The 17,568-nt window shown below is 76.0% G+C and carries 13 protein-coding genes; 7 read left to right on the top strand and 6 right to left on the bottom strand.

Going from position 1 to position 17,568, the window contains the following annotated elements:
- Positions 1 to 193: 193 nt before the first annotated feature.
- Positions 194 to 2,650, bottom strand: a complete 2,457-nt coding sequence (locus tag ACW69E_RS05955; protein ID WP_457497113.1) for a right-handed parallel beta-helix repeat-containing protein — start codon at positions 2,648 to 2,650, stop codon at positions 194 to 196.
- A 165-nt stretch (positions 2,651 to 2,815) separates the two neighbouring features.
- Positions 2,816 to 3,400: an Rv1733c family protein gene (locus ACW69E_RS05960; protein ID WP_457497114.1), complete on the bottom strand. Its 585-nt coding sequence runs from the start codon at positions 3,398 to 3,400 to the stop codon at positions 2,816 to 2,818.
- A 345-nt stretch (positions 3,401 to 3,745) separates the two neighbouring features.
- Here ACW69E_RS05960 and ACW69E_RS05965 point away from each other — a divergent pair, with 345 nt between their 5' ends.
- Positions 3,746 to 4,684 (top strand): universal stress protein, encoded by a 939-nt coding sequence (locus ACW69E_RS05965; protein ID WP_457497115.1) that lies wholly within the window; start codon positions 3,746 to 3,748, stop codon positions 4,682 to 4,684.
- 91 nt (positions 4,685 to 4,775) lie between these two features.
- Here the strand turns inward: ACW69E_RS05965 and ACW69E_RS05970 are convergent, their stop codons facing one another.
- Complete coding sequence (locus ACW69E_RS05970) at positions 4,776 to 7,154, bottom strand: phosphoketolase family protein (RefSeq protein WP_457497116.1); 2,379 nt, start codon at positions 7,152 to 7,154, stop codon at positions 4,776 to 4,778.
- A gap of 271 nt (positions 7,155 to 7,425) precedes the next feature.
- On the opposite strand from ACW69E_RS05970, the gene ACW69E_RS05975 reads away from it, so the two are divergent.
- The gene (locus tag ACW69E_RS05975) at positions 7,426 to 8,745 is read left to right on the top strand and encodes a GAF domain-containing protein (RefSeq protein WP_457497117.1); all 1,320 of its coding nucleotides are present in this window, start codon (positions 7,426 to 7,428) and stop codon (positions 8,743 to 8,745) included.
- A 348-nt stretch (positions 8,746 to 9,093) separates the two neighbouring features.
- On the opposite strand, the gene ACW69E_RS05980 is transcribed toward ACW69E_RS05975, so the two are convergent.
- Positions 9,094 to 9,921: an MOSC domain-containing protein gene (locus tag ACW69E_RS05980; RefSeq protein WP_457497118.1), complete on the bottom strand. Its 828-nt coding sequence runs from the start codon at positions 9,919 to 9,921 to the stop codon at positions 9,094 to 9,096.
- 37 nt (positions 9,922 to 9,958) lie between these two features.
- Positions 9,959 to 10,423 (bottom strand): DUF6643 family protein, encoded by a 465-nt coding sequence (locus ACW69E_RS05985; protein WP_457497119.1) that lies wholly within the window; start codon positions 10,421 to 10,423, stop codon positions 9,959 to 9,961.
- A gap of 193 nt (positions 10,424 to 10,616) precedes the next feature.
- Here ACW69E_RS05985 and ACW69E_RS05990 point away from each other — a divergent pair, with 193 nt between their 5' ends.
- Positions 10,617 to 11,891, top strand: coding sequence for a TerD family protein (locus ACW69E_RS05990; RefSeq protein ID WP_457497228.1), 1,275 nt, complete (start codon positions 10,617 to 10,619; stop codon positions 11,889 to 11,891).
- Positions 11,892 to 11,976: 85 nt separating this feature from the next.
- Entirely contained in the window at positions 11,977 to 12,768 is a 792-nt protein-coding gene (locus ACW69E_RS05995) for a glutamate racemase (RefSeq protein ID WP_457497120.1), read from the top strand.
- A gap of 85 nt (positions 12,769 to 12,853) precedes the next feature.
- On the opposite strand, the gene ACW69E_RS06000 is transcribed toward ACW69E_RS05995, so the two are convergent.
- Positions 12,854 to 13,831, bottom strand: coding sequence for an O-antigen ligase family protein (locus tag ACW69E_RS06000; RefSeq protein ID WP_457497121.1), 978 nt, complete (start codon positions 13,829 to 13,831; stop codon positions 12,854 to 12,856).
- A gap of 244 nt (positions 13,832 to 14,075) precedes the next feature.
- Between ACW69E_RS06000 and ACW69E_RS06005 the strand changes: the two genes are divergently transcribed.
- The 3 genes from ACW69E_RS06005 (at position 14,076) to ACW69E_RS06015 (ending at position 17,529) form a co-directional block, all read left to right on the top strand.
- On the top strand, positions 14,076 to 14,555 hold the full coding sequence (locus ACW69E_RS06005; protein WP_457497122.1) for an NUDIX hydrolase: 480 nt from the start codon (positions 14,076 to 14,078) through the stop codon (positions 14,553 to 14,555).
- Positions 14,556 to 14,610: 55 nt separating this feature from the next.
- Positions 14,611 to 15,447: a 3-hydroxybutyrate dehydrogenase gene (locus ACW69E_RS06010; protein ID WP_457497123.1), complete on the top strand. Its 837-nt coding sequence runs from the start codon at positions 14,611 to 14,613 to the stop codon at positions 15,445 to 15,447.
- A 123-nt stretch (positions 15,448 to 15,570) separates the two neighbouring features.
- Positions 15,571 to 17,529, top strand: coding sequence for a helix-turn-helix domain-containing protein (locus tag ACW69E_RS06015; protein ID WP_457497124.1), 1,959 nt, complete (start codon positions 15,571 to 15,573; stop codon positions 17,527 to 17,529).
- Positions 17,530 to 17,568 lie beyond the last annotated feature (39 nt).

Here is a 17,568-nt window from a genome sequence, read left to right on the forward strand (position 1 = left end):
CATGCGGCTTCCGGCCGTCTTGCGATCGCGTCCCCTCGGCCCTGCGGGCCTGGGGAGGCCCCAGCACCTGGGGGTACCCCCGGCCGGGGCTGGGGGAGCCTCGCTACCGGGCAAACCCTGACTGACGCGGCACTAGCAGCCCCGGCCCCGCGGCCGGTCCGGCCGCGGGGCCGGTACGGGCCGGCCGGGGCGGTCAGTGCCGCGGCTCCTGCGGCAGGTCCTCGGGGTGGAGCAGCGTCAGATCGTCGGTGTCCGGGTCGTCGAGCTGGGCGACCCGGCCCGCGTGCCGCTCGACCATGGCCTCGAAGGTCTGCCGCGCGGTGCGGCCGTTGCCGAACGTCGGCCCCTTGGGGAGCCCCGCGAAGTAGGCCAGCAGCGCGTCCGCCGTGCCGTCGGCGAGCTGGTACTCGTGCTCCTCGGCCTGCTGCCCGACGATCCGCAGCAGCTCCTGGGACGTGTAGTCGCCGAAGGTGATGGTCCGTGAGAATCGCGAGGCCACACCGGGGTTGGTCTCCAGGAAGCGCTTCATCTCCGCCGTGTAGCCGGCGACGATGACGACCACCTCGTCGCGGTGGTCCTCCATCAGCTTCACCAGGGTGTCGATCGCCTCCCGGCCGAAGTCCCGGCCGGAGTCCTCGGGGGAGAGGGCGTACGCCTCGTCGATGAACAGCACGCCGCCGCGCGCCCGGTCGAACGCCTCCTGGGTGCGGATCGCCGTCGAGCCGATGTGCTCGCCGACCAGGTCCACCCGGGAGACCTCCACCAGATGACCGCGCTCCAGCACCCCGAGGGAGTGCAGGATCTCCCCGTAGAGCCGGGCGACCGTGGTCTTGCCGGTGCCGGGGGACCCGGTGAACACCAGATGCCTGCGCGCGGAGGCGGCCTTGAGACCGGCCTCGCGGCGCCTGCGGCCCACCTCGATCATGTCGATGAGGGCCCGCACCTCCCGCTTGACGCTCTCCAGACCGACCAGAGCGTCGAGTTCGCCCAGCACCTCCTTGGCCGGCCGCGCCTCCTTGGCCGGCCCGCCGGACGCCTCGCCCGGGGAAGCCCCGCCGGTCGCGGGCGCGGAGGCCGCGGGAGGCGCCGTGGCGGCCGTCTGCTGGGGTATGCCGCCCAGCAGACCCGCGGTCAGGACGGCCGGGGAGGCGGGCGGGTCGGGCTCGGACGTGACCGGCGCGGAACTGCGGTCGCTGGTGCAGTCCTCCACGACGGGCCCTCCGTCGGCGAACTCGTAACCCCCGCGCGCACAGCGCTCGGTGCGGCAGCGGCGCAGCGTGGTGCGGCAGCCGTCGATCACATGGAAGCCGTAGCCGCCGGAGCCGGTCACCCGGCAGTTCGAGAAGGTGCCGCGCCCCTCGGCGGAGACGTAGAAGCCCGCCTCCGCCGGATCGGTCACGGTGCAGCGGTCGATCTCCGGATCGGCACCCTTGGTGACGATCACCCCCGTACCGGCGGCGTCGATCGTGCAGTTGGCCAGCGTGCCGCCGCTGCCGTGGTCGCGGAACCAGGCGCCGGTGGCGGCCTCCCGGATGCGGCAGTCGTCCAGCTGGACCGTCCCGCCGTCGCTCACCGAAACCGCCGTGTTGCGCACCTGCGCCAGATCGCTGTCGAGGACGTCGGCCCGCGAGCCCCGGTCCAGGACGAACAGTGCGTCCGGCACGTCGTGGACCCGGCAGGAGTCCAGCAGCGCCGAGGCGCCGTCGCTGACCCACACCGCCGGATAGTCGCCCGTGCTCTCCTGTATCTCGCACCCGTTGGCGTCCACACGGGTGCCCGGATCCCACACCGACAGGCCGTTGCGGCCGAAGCGGCGCACCGTGGAGCGGGTCAGCGTCAGCACCGAGCGCGAGCGCAGGTCGACCGCGTTCTCCGGGATGTCGTGGATCTCGCAGTCGGCGAGGGTGAGCACCGCGTCGGTGTCCAGGGTGACGCCGTCGGCGGAGGTGCGGTGCACCCGGCACTCGGTCAGGTTCCCGACCGCCCGGGAGGCGACCCGCACCCCCGCGCCCTTGATCTCGTACACCTCGCAGCCCACGGCGTCCACCGCGCTGCCCTCCCCGGACAGCGACAGCCCCGCGCCCGACGCGTGGTGGACCCGGCAGCGCTCCAGCCGGGGATGGGCGCCCTCGTGCACCGCGATGCCCGACTGCCCGGCCGCGACCACCTCGCACTCCTCGAACAGCCCGCCCGCGCCCCCGCCGACGCCGATGCCCACTCCGGCCGGGTTGTCCACCGTGCAGCGGCGCAGGGTCGGCCGGGCCCCGGAGCGCACCTCGACGCCGGAGGCCGACCGCGTCACCACCCGCAGCCCGGAGAGCTCGGCCACGCAGTCCTCGACCAGCAGCGCGGGCGCCGTGGCGTCCTGGCCCTCGATCTGGAGGTCGCGTACGACCGCCGCCGCCCGTACGGTCAGCGCCACCCCGTCGGCGGGGGCCAGGCGCACCGAGCCGCCGTCGGGGCGCTCGGGGCCGCGCAGGGTGACGGCGCGTTCGATCACCAGGTTCTCGCGGTAGGTGCCGGGGGCGACGGTCAGCACATCGCCGTCACCGGCGGCGAGGAGGGCTGCGGAGATGGTGGCGTAGTCTCCCGTTCGGCGCCGCCACCGCGACGAGCTGGTGTGCGTCACCTGGACCAAGCCCTGTGCCATGGACCGCCTTGCCCCAAACCTCGTGCGAACCTCGATCGCGCTGCCGCGCGCATCCGGATGCACCACCGTAGCGTGTGCCGGACCGATGGGATGACCGGTCCGCCCGCCACGGCGCGGGCGGGCCCTCCGCATGCCTGTCCTGGCCCGGTTCGGGCCGGAATGGCGTCAGCTCGACCTTCCGGTACGCCCCCAGTCGGGGCCCACCCGGGCCCACTCCCGCGCCCAGCGCGCGTAGCGGCGGGCCAGCAGCCGCCGCACCAGCAGCCGCCGCACGCTCTCCACCAGACCGGCCGCGGCCACCGCCGTACCGAATCCGGCCAGAGCGGCGTGCGAGGAGGCGGTGGCGGCGTCCATCGGACGTGCGGCGATCTCGCCGCCGGCGTCCACCCACACGCGCAGCCGGTCGCCGGGCTCGGTCGGCCGGTCGGCGACGACCGTGCCCGAGTGGGTGCGGCCGTCGACCGAGGTCCAGGTGGCGTTCACCCGGTGGCCGGACTCGGCCTCGGGGCCGTCGGCCACGGGCGGAGTGCTCTGGGCCCCCGTCGCCCACACCTGGTGCCGCTGGCGCTGCTGCTCGCGCACGACGCCCATCAGCGTCTCGTGCGCGGTCCGGGTGCCCCACAGCGCGACGGCGGGCGTGCCCAAAGTCATCAGCAGGACGGCGGCCAGCGCCAGCCAGCCCTCCACACGGTCGGTGGTCCGGTACAGCGGGTTCCCCCGCCACCGCCACAGCCCGGCGATCGCTCGCACGATCGCTCACCCCCTCGCCGCCGGTCGTCGCCCGCCCGGTCTCGCGCGGCAGCGGGTGGACGGGGAGAGGACGACGGCGCGGAGGACCGCGCCGGCCGCAGGCCGGGACGGCCGGTGGCGCCGTCTCTCTTCCACGGCCGAGCTTATCGGCACCGAAGCGCACTGCACAGCCGCCCAACAGGCCCGGAAGGAGTGAAAGAAGGAGGTGGAGAGGGTACCCGGGCGCCCCCGACCGGTATGGCCCCCTTTCGGGGCGCCGGGCCCGGTCCGTCCGCGGCGGGGGAACGGGCCCCGTACACCCGCAGCGGTCCGCGCGGACCGCCCGACCATGGAGGCCCGAGGACAGTGAACCGTTCCGCCCAGCTCCCCGTCGTGGTCGGCGTCGACGGCTCGCACCACTCCCTGCGCGCCCTGGACCGGGCGGTGGGGGAGGCCGTGCTGCGGGGCGCGCCGCTGGAGGTCCTGTGCGGCGCCTCCGCCCACCGGCTCGCGCCCGGCGGTGCTCCCGGCGCTCCCGGTGCCTCTGGTGCCGCCGGGGAGGCCGGGGCGGCCCGCACGGCCGACGAGGAGCACCGGCGGGCGCTGGCCCGGCAGGCCCGGCGGATCGCCGAGTCGGCCGCCGAGCGGGCCCGGGAGAGCGCTCCGGGGCTGGAGGTCAGGCCGTCGGCGGTGGAGGAGAACGCCGTCGCCGCGCTGGTGCGCGCCGGGCGCCGGGCCTCGCTCACCGTGGTCGGCACCCGCGGCCACGGCGGTTTCACCGGGCTGCTGCTGGGCTCGGTGAGCCTGCGGGTGGCGGCGCACACCGAGGGCCCCGTGATGGTCGTGCGCGGCGACAACGCGCGCCCCCGGCACACCGTGGTCGTCGGCGTGGAGTACGGGACGGACACCGACGCGGCGCGCTACGGCTTCGAGGAGGCCGAGCGGCGGGCGGCGGCACTGCTCGTGCTGCACGCCTGGGAGCTGCCGGTCCACCCCGGCGTCATGGTGCCGCCGCCGACCCGGGTGCTGGAGGAGATCGCCCAGGAGCAGGCCCGCTACGAGGAGAGCGTGCCGGTGGACGCCGTCGCCGGGCTGCGCGAGGAGTACCCGAACGTCGACGCCCGGGCCGAGACGGTGTACGCCGGGCCCGGCCACGCGCTGGTCGAGGCCAGCGCGGCCGCCGACCTGGTCGTCCTGGCCGCGCACCGCCGCCACCGCCTCCTCGGCATGCGTCTGGGCCCGGTCACCCACGCGGTGCTGCACCACGCCCACTGCCCCGTGGTGCTCGTTCCCACCGCCGCCTGACCGCCCGCCCCGCCCCCGTGCCGCTCCGCGCCGCCCCCGGGAGCCCGGGGGCGGCGGGCCGGGCCGCCGGCCACGGCCCGGCCCGGGTTCGTCAGCCCGGCCAGCGCCAGTCGGCGACCTCGGGCAGATCGGTGCCGTGCTCGCGGATCCAGCCGTGGTGGCGCTCACGCGCCTCCCGTACCGACTCGCGCAGCCCCCCGGCCCGCTCCGCGAACCCCGGGGCCCGGTCGATCACGTCCATGACCAGCCGGTAGCGGTCCAGGTCGTTGCGGACCACCATGTCGAACGGGGTGGTGGTCGCCCCGCTCTCCCGGTAGCCGCGCACATGCAGCCGGTCGTGGAGGCCGGGCCGGTGGGCGATCCGGTGGACCAGCCACGGATAGCCGTGATAGGCGAAGACCACCGGCCGGTCACGGGTGAACAGCGCGTCGAACTCCGCGTCCGGCAGCCCGTGCGGGTGCTTCGAGGCGGGCATCAGCCGGGCGATGTCCACGACGTTCACCACCCGCAGCGCCAGTTCGGGCAGACGCTCGCGCAGCAGCGAGGCCGCGGCCAGCGCCTCCTGGGTGGGCACGTCCCCGGCGCAGGCCAGCACCACGTCCGGCTCCCGTCCCGGCCGTTCGGTACCGGCCCACCGCCACACCCCGGCGCCGCGCTCGCAGTGTTCGCGGGCCCGCTCCGGCCCGAGCCAGTCGAAGCAGGGCTGCTTGCCGGCGACGACCACGTTCACCGTGTCCGTCGTCCGCAGCACGTGATCGGCCACGCACAGCAGGGTGTTGGCGTCCGGGGGGAAGTAGGCGCGCACCACGTCGGGGCTCTTGGTGAGCACATGGTCGACGAAACCGGGATCCTGGTGGGAGAAGCCGTTGTGGTCCTGCCGCCACACATGCGAGGTCAGCAGGTAGTTCAGGCTCGGGACGGGGGCCCGCCAGGGCACCTCGCGGGCGCTCTGCAGCCACTTGGCGTGCTGGGTGACCATGCTCGCCACGATGGTGGAGAACCCCTCGTAGGAGGTGAACAGCCCGTGCCGGCCGGTGAGGGTGTAGCCCTCCATCCAGCCCTGGCACATGTGCTCGGAGAGCACCTCCATCACCCGGCCGTGGCCGCCCAGGCCCCGGTCCGTCGGGAGCGAGTCACCCTGCCAGGCGCGGGGCGTGGCCTCCAGGACGTCCTGGAGGTGGTTGGACTCGGCCTCGTCCGGGGCCGTCAGCCGGAAGTCCCGCCGCTGCGCGGTGTCCTCGAAGAGCTGCCGCAGCATGCCGCCCAGCACCTGTGTCGGCTCGTGGGAGGAGGCTCCGGGTTCGTCCACCGGCACCGCGAAGGCATCCGGGCCGCGCAGCGGCAGCGGCCGCCGCAGCCGGCCGCCGTCGGCGTGCTTCGAGGCCCCCAGCCGCCGCTCCCCGCGCGGTACGTGCGCCAGCACACCGGGCAGGGGGCGCCCGGAACCGTCGAACAGCTCCTCGGGCCGGTACGAGCGCAGCCACCGCTCCAGCACACGCAGCCGTCCGGGATCGTCGCGCACGTCCTTCACCGGGATCTGGTGGGAGCGCCAGGTGTCCTCCACCGGGTCGCCGTCCACCTCCCGGGGCCCGGTCCAGCCCTTGGGGGTGCGCAGCACGATCGCAGGCCAGCGGGGCCGTCCGGCCGCCCCCTCCTCACGCGCCGCCCGCCGGATCGCGGCGATCCTCTCCAGCGCCGTGTCCAGGGCGGCGGCCAGGGCGCGGTGGACCTCGGCGGGCGGGGTGTCAGGTGCGGCCGTCACGTACAGCGGATCGTGGCCGTAGCCGCGCAGCAGGGCGTCCAGCTCCTCGTGGGGGATGCGGGACAGCACGGCCGGGTTGGCGATCTTGTAGCCGTTCAGGTGCAGGACGGGGAGCACCGCGCCGTCGTGCACCGGGTCCAGGAACTTGTCCGAATGCCAGGAGGCGGCCAGCGGCCCCGTCTCCGCCTCGCCGTCCCCGACGACGCAGACGGCCACCAGATCCGGGTTGTCCAGGGCGGCCCCGTAGGCGTGGGACAGGCAGTGCCCCAGCTCCCCGCCCTCCTGGATCGAGCCGGGCACCACCGGGGAGGTGTGGCTGGGCAGCCCGCCGGGGGAGGAGAACCGCTCGAACAGCCGCGCCATTCCCGCCTCGTCGCGCCCCATACCGGGCCACAGCTCCCCGAAGGTGCCCTCCAGCCAGCTCCCCGCCAGCACCGCGGGCGCGCCGTGGCCCGGCCCCCACACGCACAGCGCCTCCAGGTCGCGGGCGCCGATCACCCGGTTCAGATGGGTGTAGACCAGAGCCAGGCCCGGACAGGTGCCCCAGTGGCCCAGCAGCCGCGGCTTGACGTGCTCGGGCCGCAGCTCCTCGCGCAGCAGCGGATTGCCCCGCAGGTAGAGCTGACCCGCGGCCAGGTAGTTCATGGCGCGCCAGTGCGCGTCCAGCTCGGCGCACTCGCGTTCGGTGAGCGGGGGATGCGTCTGCATGGAACCTCCGGTCGTGGTTCGGTCGTGGCCCGGGCCGCCGCCCGGGCTGTCACTCGGACCGCCGCCCGGCCCGCGGACCGGCCGGCCTCCGAGAGGCTTCGAAGCCCTGTGGGGCGTGCGGCGCCCGTGGCCCGTGTCCCCTGCACGCGGTCGGCCACACCCGTACACACCGCCCGGACGGGGCCGCGCGCCGTGACGAACCCCCGCACGCGACACTCCGCGCCCCGCCGTCCGGTTGCCGCGGCGCCCTCCCCGGCAGCACGATGGCGGCGTGTTCAGACAGTGGCTGGCGCTGGAGGCGGGCGCGGACCCGGCCGAACGGGCCGGGGCCGTGCGCCGCGCCCACGAGGCGTTCCTGGCCGGGGGAGCGGTCGGCGCGCCCGTGCGCGGTCTGATAGCCGACTCCTGGCGGCGTTCGGCCAGGGCGTCGGTCGCGGTGGACCACACGGCCTCCGTGGACCTCACCGACGACGACCTGGCCGCCCACCGCCAAGAGCACCCCCTGGGCCGGGTCATGCCGCTGTTCCGGGAACTGCTGGGCGGCATCGCCGAGGACGGCGCCCACCTGCTGTCGGTCTGCGACGAGCAGGGCCGGATGCTGTGGGTGGAGGGCCACACGGACGTCAGACGGCGCGCGGAGCGGATGAACTTCGTCCCCGGAGCCCGCTGGTCCGAGCCCCACGCCGGCACCAACGCCCCCGGCACCGCGCTCGCGCTGGGACACCCGGTGCAGATCTTCGCCGCCGAGCACTACTGCCGCCCCGTCCAGCCCTGGACCTGCGCAGCGGCCCCCGTCCACGACCCGCGCACCCGCCGGGTGCTGGGCGCCGTGGACATCACCGGCGGCGACCACCTCGCCTCACCGCACAGCCTCGCCCTCGTCCAGGCCACCGCCCGGGCGGCCGAGGCCCAGCTCGCCTCCCTCCTCCCGGCCACCGCCCCGGCCCCCCTGCTGGAAGTCCTGGGCCGCGACGGCGCCCTGCTCCACACCGGCCGGCCCGGGGCGCCGGTACGGCTGGGGGCGCGGCACAGCGAGATCGTGCTGCTGCTCGCCTCCCACCCCGACGGGCTCTCCGGCGGCCGGCTCGCCCTGGAGCTGTACGGCGAACGCGACGTCAGCCCCGTCACCCTGCGCGCCGAACTCTCCCGGCTGCGCGGGGTGCTGGGCCCGCTGCTGGCCTCCCGCCCGTACCGTCTGACCGCCCGGATGCGCACCGACTGCGACACCGTCGCCGAGGCGCTGGACACCGGCGACCTGCCCACCGCGCTGGCCGCCTACCGCGGTCCGCTGCTGCCGCTGTCCGAGGCGCCCGGGGTGGCGCGGATGCGGCGGATGCTGGAGGACCGGCTGCGCGGGGCACTGATCGCCCGCCGGGACCCGGAACTGCTGGACACCTGGGTGCGCACCCCCTGGGGGGAGGAGGACCTGGAGGCATGGGAGGCCCTGGTCGGCGCGCTGCCCCCGGTGGTCGGGGCGGTGCCCGGCGCCCGGCTGCGGGCTCTGCGGGAGGTCTACGGGGTCGATCCCCCGTCGGGCCCGGGCGTCCCGCGACGCGCGGGCGCAACGTTCCCGCAACCCCCCGTTGCCTAACGTGGCGCTGCGCCTTCGCCGTTCGGCCGCCCGCGGGCGGACCGGTGCGGCGGAGCCTTCCGTGTTCCGTTCCACGGGGGACGCCTTCGGATAAGGCTCCCGGCCGCCCGGCGGCGTCCGGGCCCTGCCCGGGCCTGTCACCCCGTGGCCGCCGGCGCCGGGAGGGACCGCCCGCGCTCGGGCGGCGCGCACCCGGGAGCGGGGCGTGGAGCGGCGCTCCTCTCCCGGACGGCCAGGGTGGCACGGCGGGGCCGCACGGCCTGCTTGACGGCGAGCAGGACGAACGGCACCCGGTGGGGACCTCGCGGACGCGGGCCCCATCCCGCCCCGTCGTGCCGCCCGTGCCGGTCAGTCCAGGACTTCGAAAGGGTCGCCCGTGCGCAGGGTGCCGGTGTTCTCGGGGACGAGGAGCTGCCCGAACAGCAGCCGGTCGCCGAAGCGGCGGTGCCGGGCCAGGGTGCGCAGCGGCTCCTTGCCCCGCTCGGCCGTGGCCTGGTCGGTCGTGGTCACCACGCAGCGGCCGCAGGGCTTGGCCACCCGGAAGGACACCTCGCCGATCCGGATACGGCGCCAGCCGTCCTCGGACCAGGGCGCGGTGCCCTCGACGACCACGTTGGGCCGGAAGCGGTCCATCGGCAGCGGGCCCTCGTCAGGATGGTCCCCCTGCTCTATCAGCAGGTTGAGGGCGTCCAGCGACGACACCGTGGTGAGCAGCACCGGGAACGAGTCGGCCAGGCTCACCGTTTCGCCCGGGCGGCCGTGCGAGGAGGTGACCGGGCGCCGGTGCCCGGGCGCGTCCAGGTGGACCAGCCGCGCCTTCGTCCCCAGATACTCCGTCAGCCAGTCGTGCGCCTCGCCGGACGCGGGCACCGCCTCCAGCTTGGTGCGCCAGACCTCGAACACCTCGGTGCCCGAGGCCGGGTCGGGCACCCCGACGGTCAGCGGCGGCATCCCGGGGGCGGACAGCCGGAGACCGCCGCCGGGCAGTTGCCCGGCGGCGGCCAGCGCGAGGCGCGGGTGCCCGCGCTGGGTGAGCGGCGCGCCGTCGGGACCGGCCGCCATCCAGCGACGGTCCCCCGACAGTCCCCATGGCTCCACGACGGCACGGACGGTGCCGGTGCCCGCGAACGACTTCACCGGGTAGAGGTTGAGCGCGGCCAGCGTGGGCGTGGTCATGCGCCCATCCTGCCACCCGGGTCGGACAGTCGGCGGGTCAGTAACCACGCCCCTGGTACGAGTGGCTGTAGGGCTCGTCGTAGGAGCCGGGGTACGGGCTCTGGGCGGGCGCCGGGCGGGCCGCGACCGGACGCATCTGCTGGGGCTGCGGCTGCTGCGGGTAGCCGTACCCGCCGCGCGGCGCGGCCGCCTGCTGCGGAATGTACGGCGCGGGCGCCTGCTGCAGCGGTGCGGGCTGCTGCACCGGCGCGGGCTGCTGGTAGGCCGGGGCCGGGTAACCCCGCGCCGGCTGCGGCTGGTAGGAGGGCCCCGACGGCAGCGCGGGCAGCGCGGCCGGGAGGGCGGGCAGATGGTCCGAGGTCTCGTACGGGGACGCCGGAACGCGTATGGGCGCGATCTGAGGGGTGCCCCGCTCGGCGACCAGGCTGTCGTAGATCGGGGTGTCAGCGAAGGACGGCGCGCTGTAGTAGCCACCGCCATAGGTGCTGCGGGGGGACGTCATACTCATAAGTTAAGCCCACGATGTGCTGGTTGGGGAGAGCGAAAAGAAGGTCATTTGACGGGCTCTGCGCGGTCATCGGCCGCGGCTGCGGCCAAAGATGAAGAAAACGGTCATCCCGCCTCCGTGGGGGCCGGGAGACCGGCGGAGCACGGCGGGCGCGGACGGCCCGCTCACGGAAGAGGGAAGCATGACCATGCTCAAAGGCGCCAACGTCCCGGTTCCCGCGGACTCGGTCAGGGTCGAGGTGGGATGGAGCACCGGGCCCGGAGTGCCGGACGTGGACGCCTCTGCACTGCTGCTGGCCTCCTCGGGCAGGGTCCGCTCGGACGACGACCTCGTCTTCTACAACCAGGCCCGCCACGCCTCGGGAGCCGTGCGCCACGAGGGGAAGCGCGCCGCGGGCGGCGCCGTGACCGACACCCTCGCCGTGGACCTCGCCCGCGTCGAGCCCGCCGTCGACAGGATCGTGGTGGCCGCCTCCGCGGACGGCGGGGACTTCGGCCGGGTACCGGGGCTGTGCGTACGCGTGCTCGACGCGGGCGGCGGAACCGAACTCGCCCGGTTCGACAGCCGGGACGCCACCGTCGAGACCGCCTTCGTGCTCGGCGAGCTCTACCGCAGGCAGGGCGCCTGGAAGTTCCGGGCCGTCGGGCAGGGGTACGACAGCGGACTGGCCGGTCTCGCCACCGACTTCGGGATCACCGTCGACGAGCCGCCGACGCCGCGGACGCCGCCGGCCCCCGCCGCCCCCGCGCAGCCGGCCTCCGCCGCCGCGCCTCCGCCCCAGGCCCCCGCGGCCGCCCCCTCACCACAGCCGGCACAGCGGCCGGTGCGGCTGAGCAAGGTCACCCTGACCAAGGAGGCGCCCACGGTCTCCCTGGCCAAACAGGGCGGCACCTCCGGCGCGATGCGCGTCAACCTCGACTGGAGCACGCGCAGGCAGCCCGAGGGCTGGGGGAGCAGGCTGAGCCGGGCCCTGGCACCGCAGACCGGCCTCGATCTGGACCTGTGCGCCCTGTACGAACTCACCGACGGCACCAAGGGAGTCGTCCAGGCACTCGGCAACGCCTTCGGTGCGCTGCACCGGCCGCCGTACGTCCATCTCGACGGCGACGACCGCACCGGCGCCGTGGAGACCGGCGAGAACCTCACGATCAACCTCGACCACAAGGAGAGGATCCGGCGGATCCTGATCTTCGTCACGATCTACGAGGGCGCCCGCAGCTTCGCCGGCCTCAACGCCACGGTGACGCTCACACCCCAGCACGGCGCGCCCGTCGGCTTCTCCCTCGACGAGTGCGACCTCCCCTCCACCGTCTGCGCCCTGGCGCTGATCACCAACGACGGAGGCGACCTCGTCGTCCGGCGCGAGTCGCGCTTCCTGGTGCCCGAGCGAGGGGTGAGCCCGCAGCGGACGGTGGACCAGGCCTACGGCTGGGGCATGCGGTGGACACCCGGCCGCAAGTGACCTCCCCCCGGCGGTCCCCCGCACGCGGGGCCGGCCGAGCCGTCCGGTGGGCGCCGCGCCCGCCCGTGCCCGTACGCTGTGATCCGTGAGAATCGCGCTTGTGGACTCCGGGATCGGGTTGCTGGCCGCCGCGGCCGCGGTACGGCGTGCGAGACCCGACGCCGACCTCGTCCTGTCCTCCGCCCCCGACAGCATGCCCTGGGGACCGCGGACCGCCGAGGACATCGCCGCCCGCGCCCTGGACTGTGCGCGGGCGGCCGCCGCGTACGGGCCCGACGCGCTCATCGTCGCCTGCAACACCGCCTCCGTGCACGCACTGGAGGTGCTGCGCGCCGAACTGGAGCCGGCGGTGCCGGTCGTCGGCACGGTGCCGGCCGTCAAGCCGGCCGCCGCCGCGGGCGGCCCCCTGGCCGTCTGGGCCACCCCCGCCACCACCGGCAGTCCCTACCAGCGCCGCCTCATCGCCCGGTTCGGCAACGGCGCCGAGATCACCGAGGTGCCCTGCCACGGGCTGGCCGACGCCGTGGAGAAGGGGGACGGGGCCGCCGTCGACGCGGCCGTCGCCGCGGCCGCCGCCCTCACCCCGCGCGCGGTGCGGTCCGTGGTGCTGGGCTGCACCCACTACGAACTGGTCGCCGAGCGCATCCGCGCGGCCGTCCGCTCCCCACTGGCCCCCGAGCCGGTGCTGTACGGCTCGGCCGCCGCGGTCGCCGCCCAGGCGCTGCGGCGCATCGGCGCGGAACCGGACCCGCAGGCGCCCTCCACCGGCACCCTGACCGTCCTCCACAGCGGCAGGCCCACCGAGCTGTCCGGCCCCGCGCGCGGCTACGCCGAAGGGCGGCTGCTGGCGGCGGAGCGCGCCGTACGGACCGGCTGAGCGAGGCGGCCGGGCCGGGTGGCCGATCGGGGACGGCCGAGCGTTCGCCACCCCCGGCCCACCGCGCCGCCCACCGCGCGGCCGCCTACGGAACGTCCCAGCCCTCCCCGGCGGTCGCCAGCCCCACCAGCAGCCCCGCACCCATGGTGACCTGGCTGAAGCTCAGAGCGTTGCCCACGCTCGCCACCGCGGCCAGCCCCGTGAGCGCCACGCCCGCCGTCAGCACCACCGGTGTCGGGCGCGGTGACCGGTACAGCGCGAGCAGCACCCAGCCGAAGGCGGCGCCCATCAGCAGCACACCGGGCACCCCCTGCTCGGCCGCCGTCTGCAGCGGCGCCGAGTGCGGTTTGCCGTCCGGGGCGGCACCCCGCTCGGCGGCCCGGTTCAGGGCGCCGAACCGGTCGGGCCCCGCGCCGCGCACCGGATGCTCCGCCGCGAGCGCCGCGGCCTCCCGCCACAGCACGACCCGCTGCGAGGTGAGCGTCTCCCGTAGCGGCTTCTCCAGCGCCGCCGGCCCCACGCCGCCGGCCACCGCCCAGACGGCGCCCACCACGGCCGCGGCCACCGCCGCCAGCGCGACCAGCACCGGCGCCCTGCGGCGCACCCGGCCCGCGACCTGTGAGCACAGCAGCACCCCGAGCGCCGCGGCGCACCCGGCGGGCGAACCGGCCGCCAGCGCCGCCGCCGCGACCACCAGGGCCAGTACGCGCAGCAGCCGCCGCGACCGCGCGCTTCCCGCCGCCCACGCGGCACAGCACGCCGCGCCCGCCGCCAGCACCGCCAGCGCGGCCTCGGCACCCGCCCGCCCGGCCGGCACGGCGGCCGACGGATCCGGCAGCGGGAGGGCGGGAGACACAAGGAGCGAGCCCAGCCCGGCCAGCGCCACCCCGGCCGGCGCGGCGACCGGCAGCGGGGAACCCCCGATCCGCCCGCAGGCGTATCCGGCGGCCACCGCCAGCACCGCCAGCAGCACCCCCTCCGGCCGGGCGTCCCGCCCGGCCGCGCACAGCAGCGCCCAGCCGGCACAGCAGCCCAGTAACGCGGCGCCGGCGGTATCCGGCACGCCGCTTCGCTCCGGTGCGGCGGACAGTGATCCGAGCGCCGGTGAAGCCATCGTCTGCGACCCCCCGAGACAAACGGCCGCCGCGCCGGGCCCGGAGGTGCTCCGGGCGCCCGTCGCGGGCCGTGACGTGGGGCACACCGTAGCCGCTGGGACCGACACCGGGATACGCCCCGGCGAGAACACGTCCGCCCCGGACACACACGGGCGCTCGCGCCGGCCGGCGGCGGGTCCGTAGGCTCGCGGCATGGCGACTCCCGACTTCATCCGCGACCTGCGCGCCGACGTGGGGCGGCGGCTGCTCTTCCTGCCCGGCACCAGCGCCGTCGTCTTCGACGACGAGGGCCGCGTCCTGCTCGTACGACGGGCCGACACCGGCCACTGGTCGATCATCGGAGGCATCCCCGAGCCCGGCGAGCAGCCGGCCGACGCCGTGGTGCGCGAGGTGTACGAGGAGACCGCGGTGCGGACCGTGCCCGAGCGGCTGGTGCTGGTGCAGACGCTGGCCCCGGTCCGCTACCCCAACGGCGACGTCTGCCAGTTCGTGGACATGTCCTTCCGCTGCCGGGCGGTGGGCGGACGGGCGCGGGTCAACGACGAGGAGTCCCTGGAAGTGGGATGGTTCGGCCCGGACGAGCTGCCCCCGCTGGAGGAGTTCGCGCTGACGCGCATCGAGCGGGCGGGCGGCGACGGACCCACGTGGTTCCAGACCATCGCGGGGGAGTGAAGTATGGGTGCGACGCACATCGGTGGGGGAGCGGCCGCTGCCTAGGGTGCTGGCCATGACCGCGCCGCGAACCCCGCGTACCGTCCCCCCGTCCCCCGCCTCCGGCCCGGCCCCGGGCGTCCCCGCCGTGCCGCTGGACCTCGCCGGCCGCACCGCCCTGGTCACCGGCGCCGCCGGAGGCATCGGCAGGGCCTGCGCCCTGCGGCTGGCCGCCGCGGGCGCCGGGGTCCGCGCGGTGGACCGGGACGCCGAAGGGCTGCGAGGGCTCGCGGAGCGGGCACAGGGCCTGCCCGGCACCCTGGAGCCGGTCCACCTCGACCTCACCGACCTCGACGCCGCCGAGCGGGCCGCCGCCGGCACCGATGTGCTGGTCAACAACGCCGGACTCCAACTGGTCCGCCCCGTCCAGGAGTTCCCGCCGGAGGTCTTCCGCACCGTGCTGACGGTGATGCTGGAGGCCCCCTTCCGGCTGGTGCGCGGAGCCCTGCCGCACATGTACGGCCGGGGCTGGGGCCGGATCGTCAACATCTCCTCGGTCCACGGGCTGCGTGCCTCCCCCTACAAGTCCGCCTACGTCAGCGCCAAGCACGGGCTGGAGGGACTGTCCAAGGTAGTCGCCCTGGAGGGGGCGGCCCACGGCGTCACCTCCAACTGCGTCAACCCCGCCTATGTGCGCACTCCGCTGGTGGAGCGTCAGATCGCCGACCAGTCCGAGGCCCACGGCATCCCCGCCGACCGCGTGGTCTCCGAGGTCATGCTCGCCGACGCCGCCGTCAAGCGGCTGATCGAGCCGGAGGAGGTCGCCGAGGCCGTCGCCTACCTGTGCGGTCCGCAGGCGTCCTTCGTCACCGGCGCGTCCCTGGTGATGGACGGCGGCTGGACGGCGCACTGACCCGCGCCCCGGCGCAACCGGCCCGCGCCCCGGCGTAAACGATCCACGCCCCGGCGCGCCGGGCGCACACGCCCGCGCACCGACCCTGGCGCGCCCGTACCACCGGCAGGTATCCCTGTGCCCATGCCCGAGCACCACGCGGCCGAGCCCGCCGCCGGACCGGCCATCGAGCCCGCCGCCGAATCCGTGCCCCTGGAGTTCCTGGAACTCCTCGCCCGCGGCGCGCCCGCCGAGGAGTACGAACGGCCCGGGCGGCCGGACGGCTCCCCCGCGGCGGACCGCGCCCGGCTCCTCGCCCTGCGGGTGCGCTCCGAACTGGAGGGGCGCCGCAGGCGCGAGGCGGAACTGACGGCGCTGTTCGCCACGGCGCACGACCTGGCGGGGGTGCGGGAGCTGGACGACGTGCTGCGTGCCATCGTCCAGCGCGCCCGCTCCCTGCTGGGAACCGAGGTCGCCTACATGACCATCAACGACCCCGAGGCCGGCGACACCTACATGCGCGTCACCGAGGGATCGGTCTCCGCGCACTTCCAGCAGCTGCGCCTGGGCATGGGGGAGGGCCTGGGCGGGCTGGTCGCACAGACCGCCCGCCCCTACGTCACCGACGACTACATGCGAGACGAGCGTTTCCTGCACACCCGCAACATCGACTCCGGAGTCGGCGACGAGGGACTGGTGGCCATCCTCGGAGTGCCGCTGATGCTCGGACGCGAGGTGATCGGCGTGCTCTTCGCGGCCGACCGCCGCCCCCGCGTCTTCGACCGCGAGCAGGTCGCGCTGCTGGCCTCCTTCGCCGCCCACGCGGCCGTCGCCATCGACACCGCCCGGCTGCTGGCCGAGACCCGCGAGGCGATGGCCGAACTGGAGGCCGCCAACGCCATCATCCGCGACCGCAGTGCCGCCATCGAACGCTCCTCGGAGGTCCACGACCGGCTCACCGAACTGGTGCTGCGCGGCAAAGGCGTGGACGACGTGGCCGCCGCCGTCTCCGAAGTGCTGGACGGGGAAGTGGAGTTCGCGGAGATACCCGAAGGAGGCGGGAGCACGCCCGCCCGGGCCGTCGAGCGCTCCCGCCGCGACGGCCACGCGGTGCGTGACGGCGACTCCTGGGTGGCGGCCGTCTCCGCGGGCGGCGAACTGCTGGGCGCGCTGGTGCTGCGCGGCCACCGCGAACTCGACCCCACGGACCAGCGCACCCTGGAGCGCGCCGCCATGGTCACCTCACTGCTGCTGCTGGCCCGCCGCTCGGCGGGCGAGGCCGAGCAGCGGGTGCGCGGCGAACTCCTGGACGACCTGCTGGACGCGGCCGACCGCGACCCCCGGCTGCTGCGCGAGCGCGCCGCCCGGCTCGGCGCCGACCTCGACATCCCCCACGTCGTCCTCGCCGCCCGGCTGGACACCGGCGGCGGCACGGGACAGCGCGAGACCACCGACCGGCAGCGGCTGTGGTCGGCCGCCTCCCACCTGGCCGCCACCCGGCACGGACTGGCCGCCGCCCGCGAGGGCGGAACCGTCCTGCTGCTGCCGCTGGCCGGCGGAGAGGGCGCCGCGGGGGGCGGGACCCCGGGGGATCCGGGCGGCACGGCCCGGCAGGTCGCCGCCCAGCTCGGCGCGGCCGTCCACGCCCCCGTCACCGTCGGCGCCTCCCCGCCGGTGCCCGCGCCCGCCGCCGACCCGGCGGCGGTGGCCGCCGCCTGCGACGAGGCCCGCCGCTGCCTGGACACCCTCCGGCTGCTGGGCCGCTTCGGCGAGGGCGCGGGAGCCGGGGACCTCGGCTTCCTCGGACTGCTGCTGGCCGACGGCCGGGACGTCGACGGCTTCGTCCACCGCACCCTCGGCCCGCTCCTGGAGTACGACGAGCGCCGCGGAACGGATCTGGTGGGCACCCTGGAGGCGTACTTCGCCTCCGGCTCCAGCCCGGCCCGCACCAAGGACGTGCTCCACGTCCACGTCAACACCGTGGCCCAGCGGCTGGAGCGGGTCGGACGTCTGCTGGGGAGCGACTGGCAGTGCCCGGAGAGGGCCCTGGAGGTACAGCTCGCGCTGCGGCTGTACCGGATGTCCGCCGCCGTCGCCCGCTGACCGCCCGCCGGCCGTCCCTCGGGGCGGCCGGCGGGCGAC

It is taken from the genome of Streptomyces sp. SS8 (genome assembly GCF_054072955.1).

Excerpts from the sequence above, each read along its gene's own strand:
- ACW69E_RS06015 (WP_457497124.1), top strand. The coding sequence starts at position 15,571 with ATGCCCGAGCACCACGCGGCCGAGCCCGCCGCCGGACCGGCCATCGAG.
- ACW69E_RS06010 (WP_457497123.1), top strand. The coding sequence starts at position 14,611 with ATGACCGCGCCGCGAACCCCGCGTACCGTCCCCCCGTCCCCCGCCTCC.
- ACW69E_RS05980 (WP_457497118.1), bottom strand. The coding sequence starts at position 9,921 with ATGACCACGCCCACGCTGGCCGCGCTCAACCTCTACCCGGTGAAGTCG.
- ACW69E_RS06005 (WP_457497122.1), top strand. The coding sequence starts at position 14,076 with ATGGCGACTCCCGACTTCATCCGCGACCTGCGCGCCGACGTGGGGCGG.
- ACW69E_RS05990 (WP_457497228.1), top strand. The coding sequence starts at position 10,617 with ATGCTCAAAGGCGCCAACGTCCCGGTTCCCGCGGACTCGGTCAGGGTC.
- ACW69E_RS05985 (WP_457497119.1), bottom strand. The coding sequence starts at position 10,423 with ATGACGTCCCCCCGCAGCACCTATGGCGGTGGCTACTACAGCGCGCCG.
- ACW69E_RS05955 (WP_457497113.1), bottom strand. The coding sequence starts at position 2,650 with ATGGCACAGGGCTTGGTCCAGGTGACGCACACCAGCTCGTCGCGGTGG.
- ACW69E_RS05970 (WP_457497116.1), bottom strand. The coding sequence starts at position 7,154 with ATGCAGACGCATCCCCCGCTCACCGAACGCGAGTGCGCCGAGCTGGAC.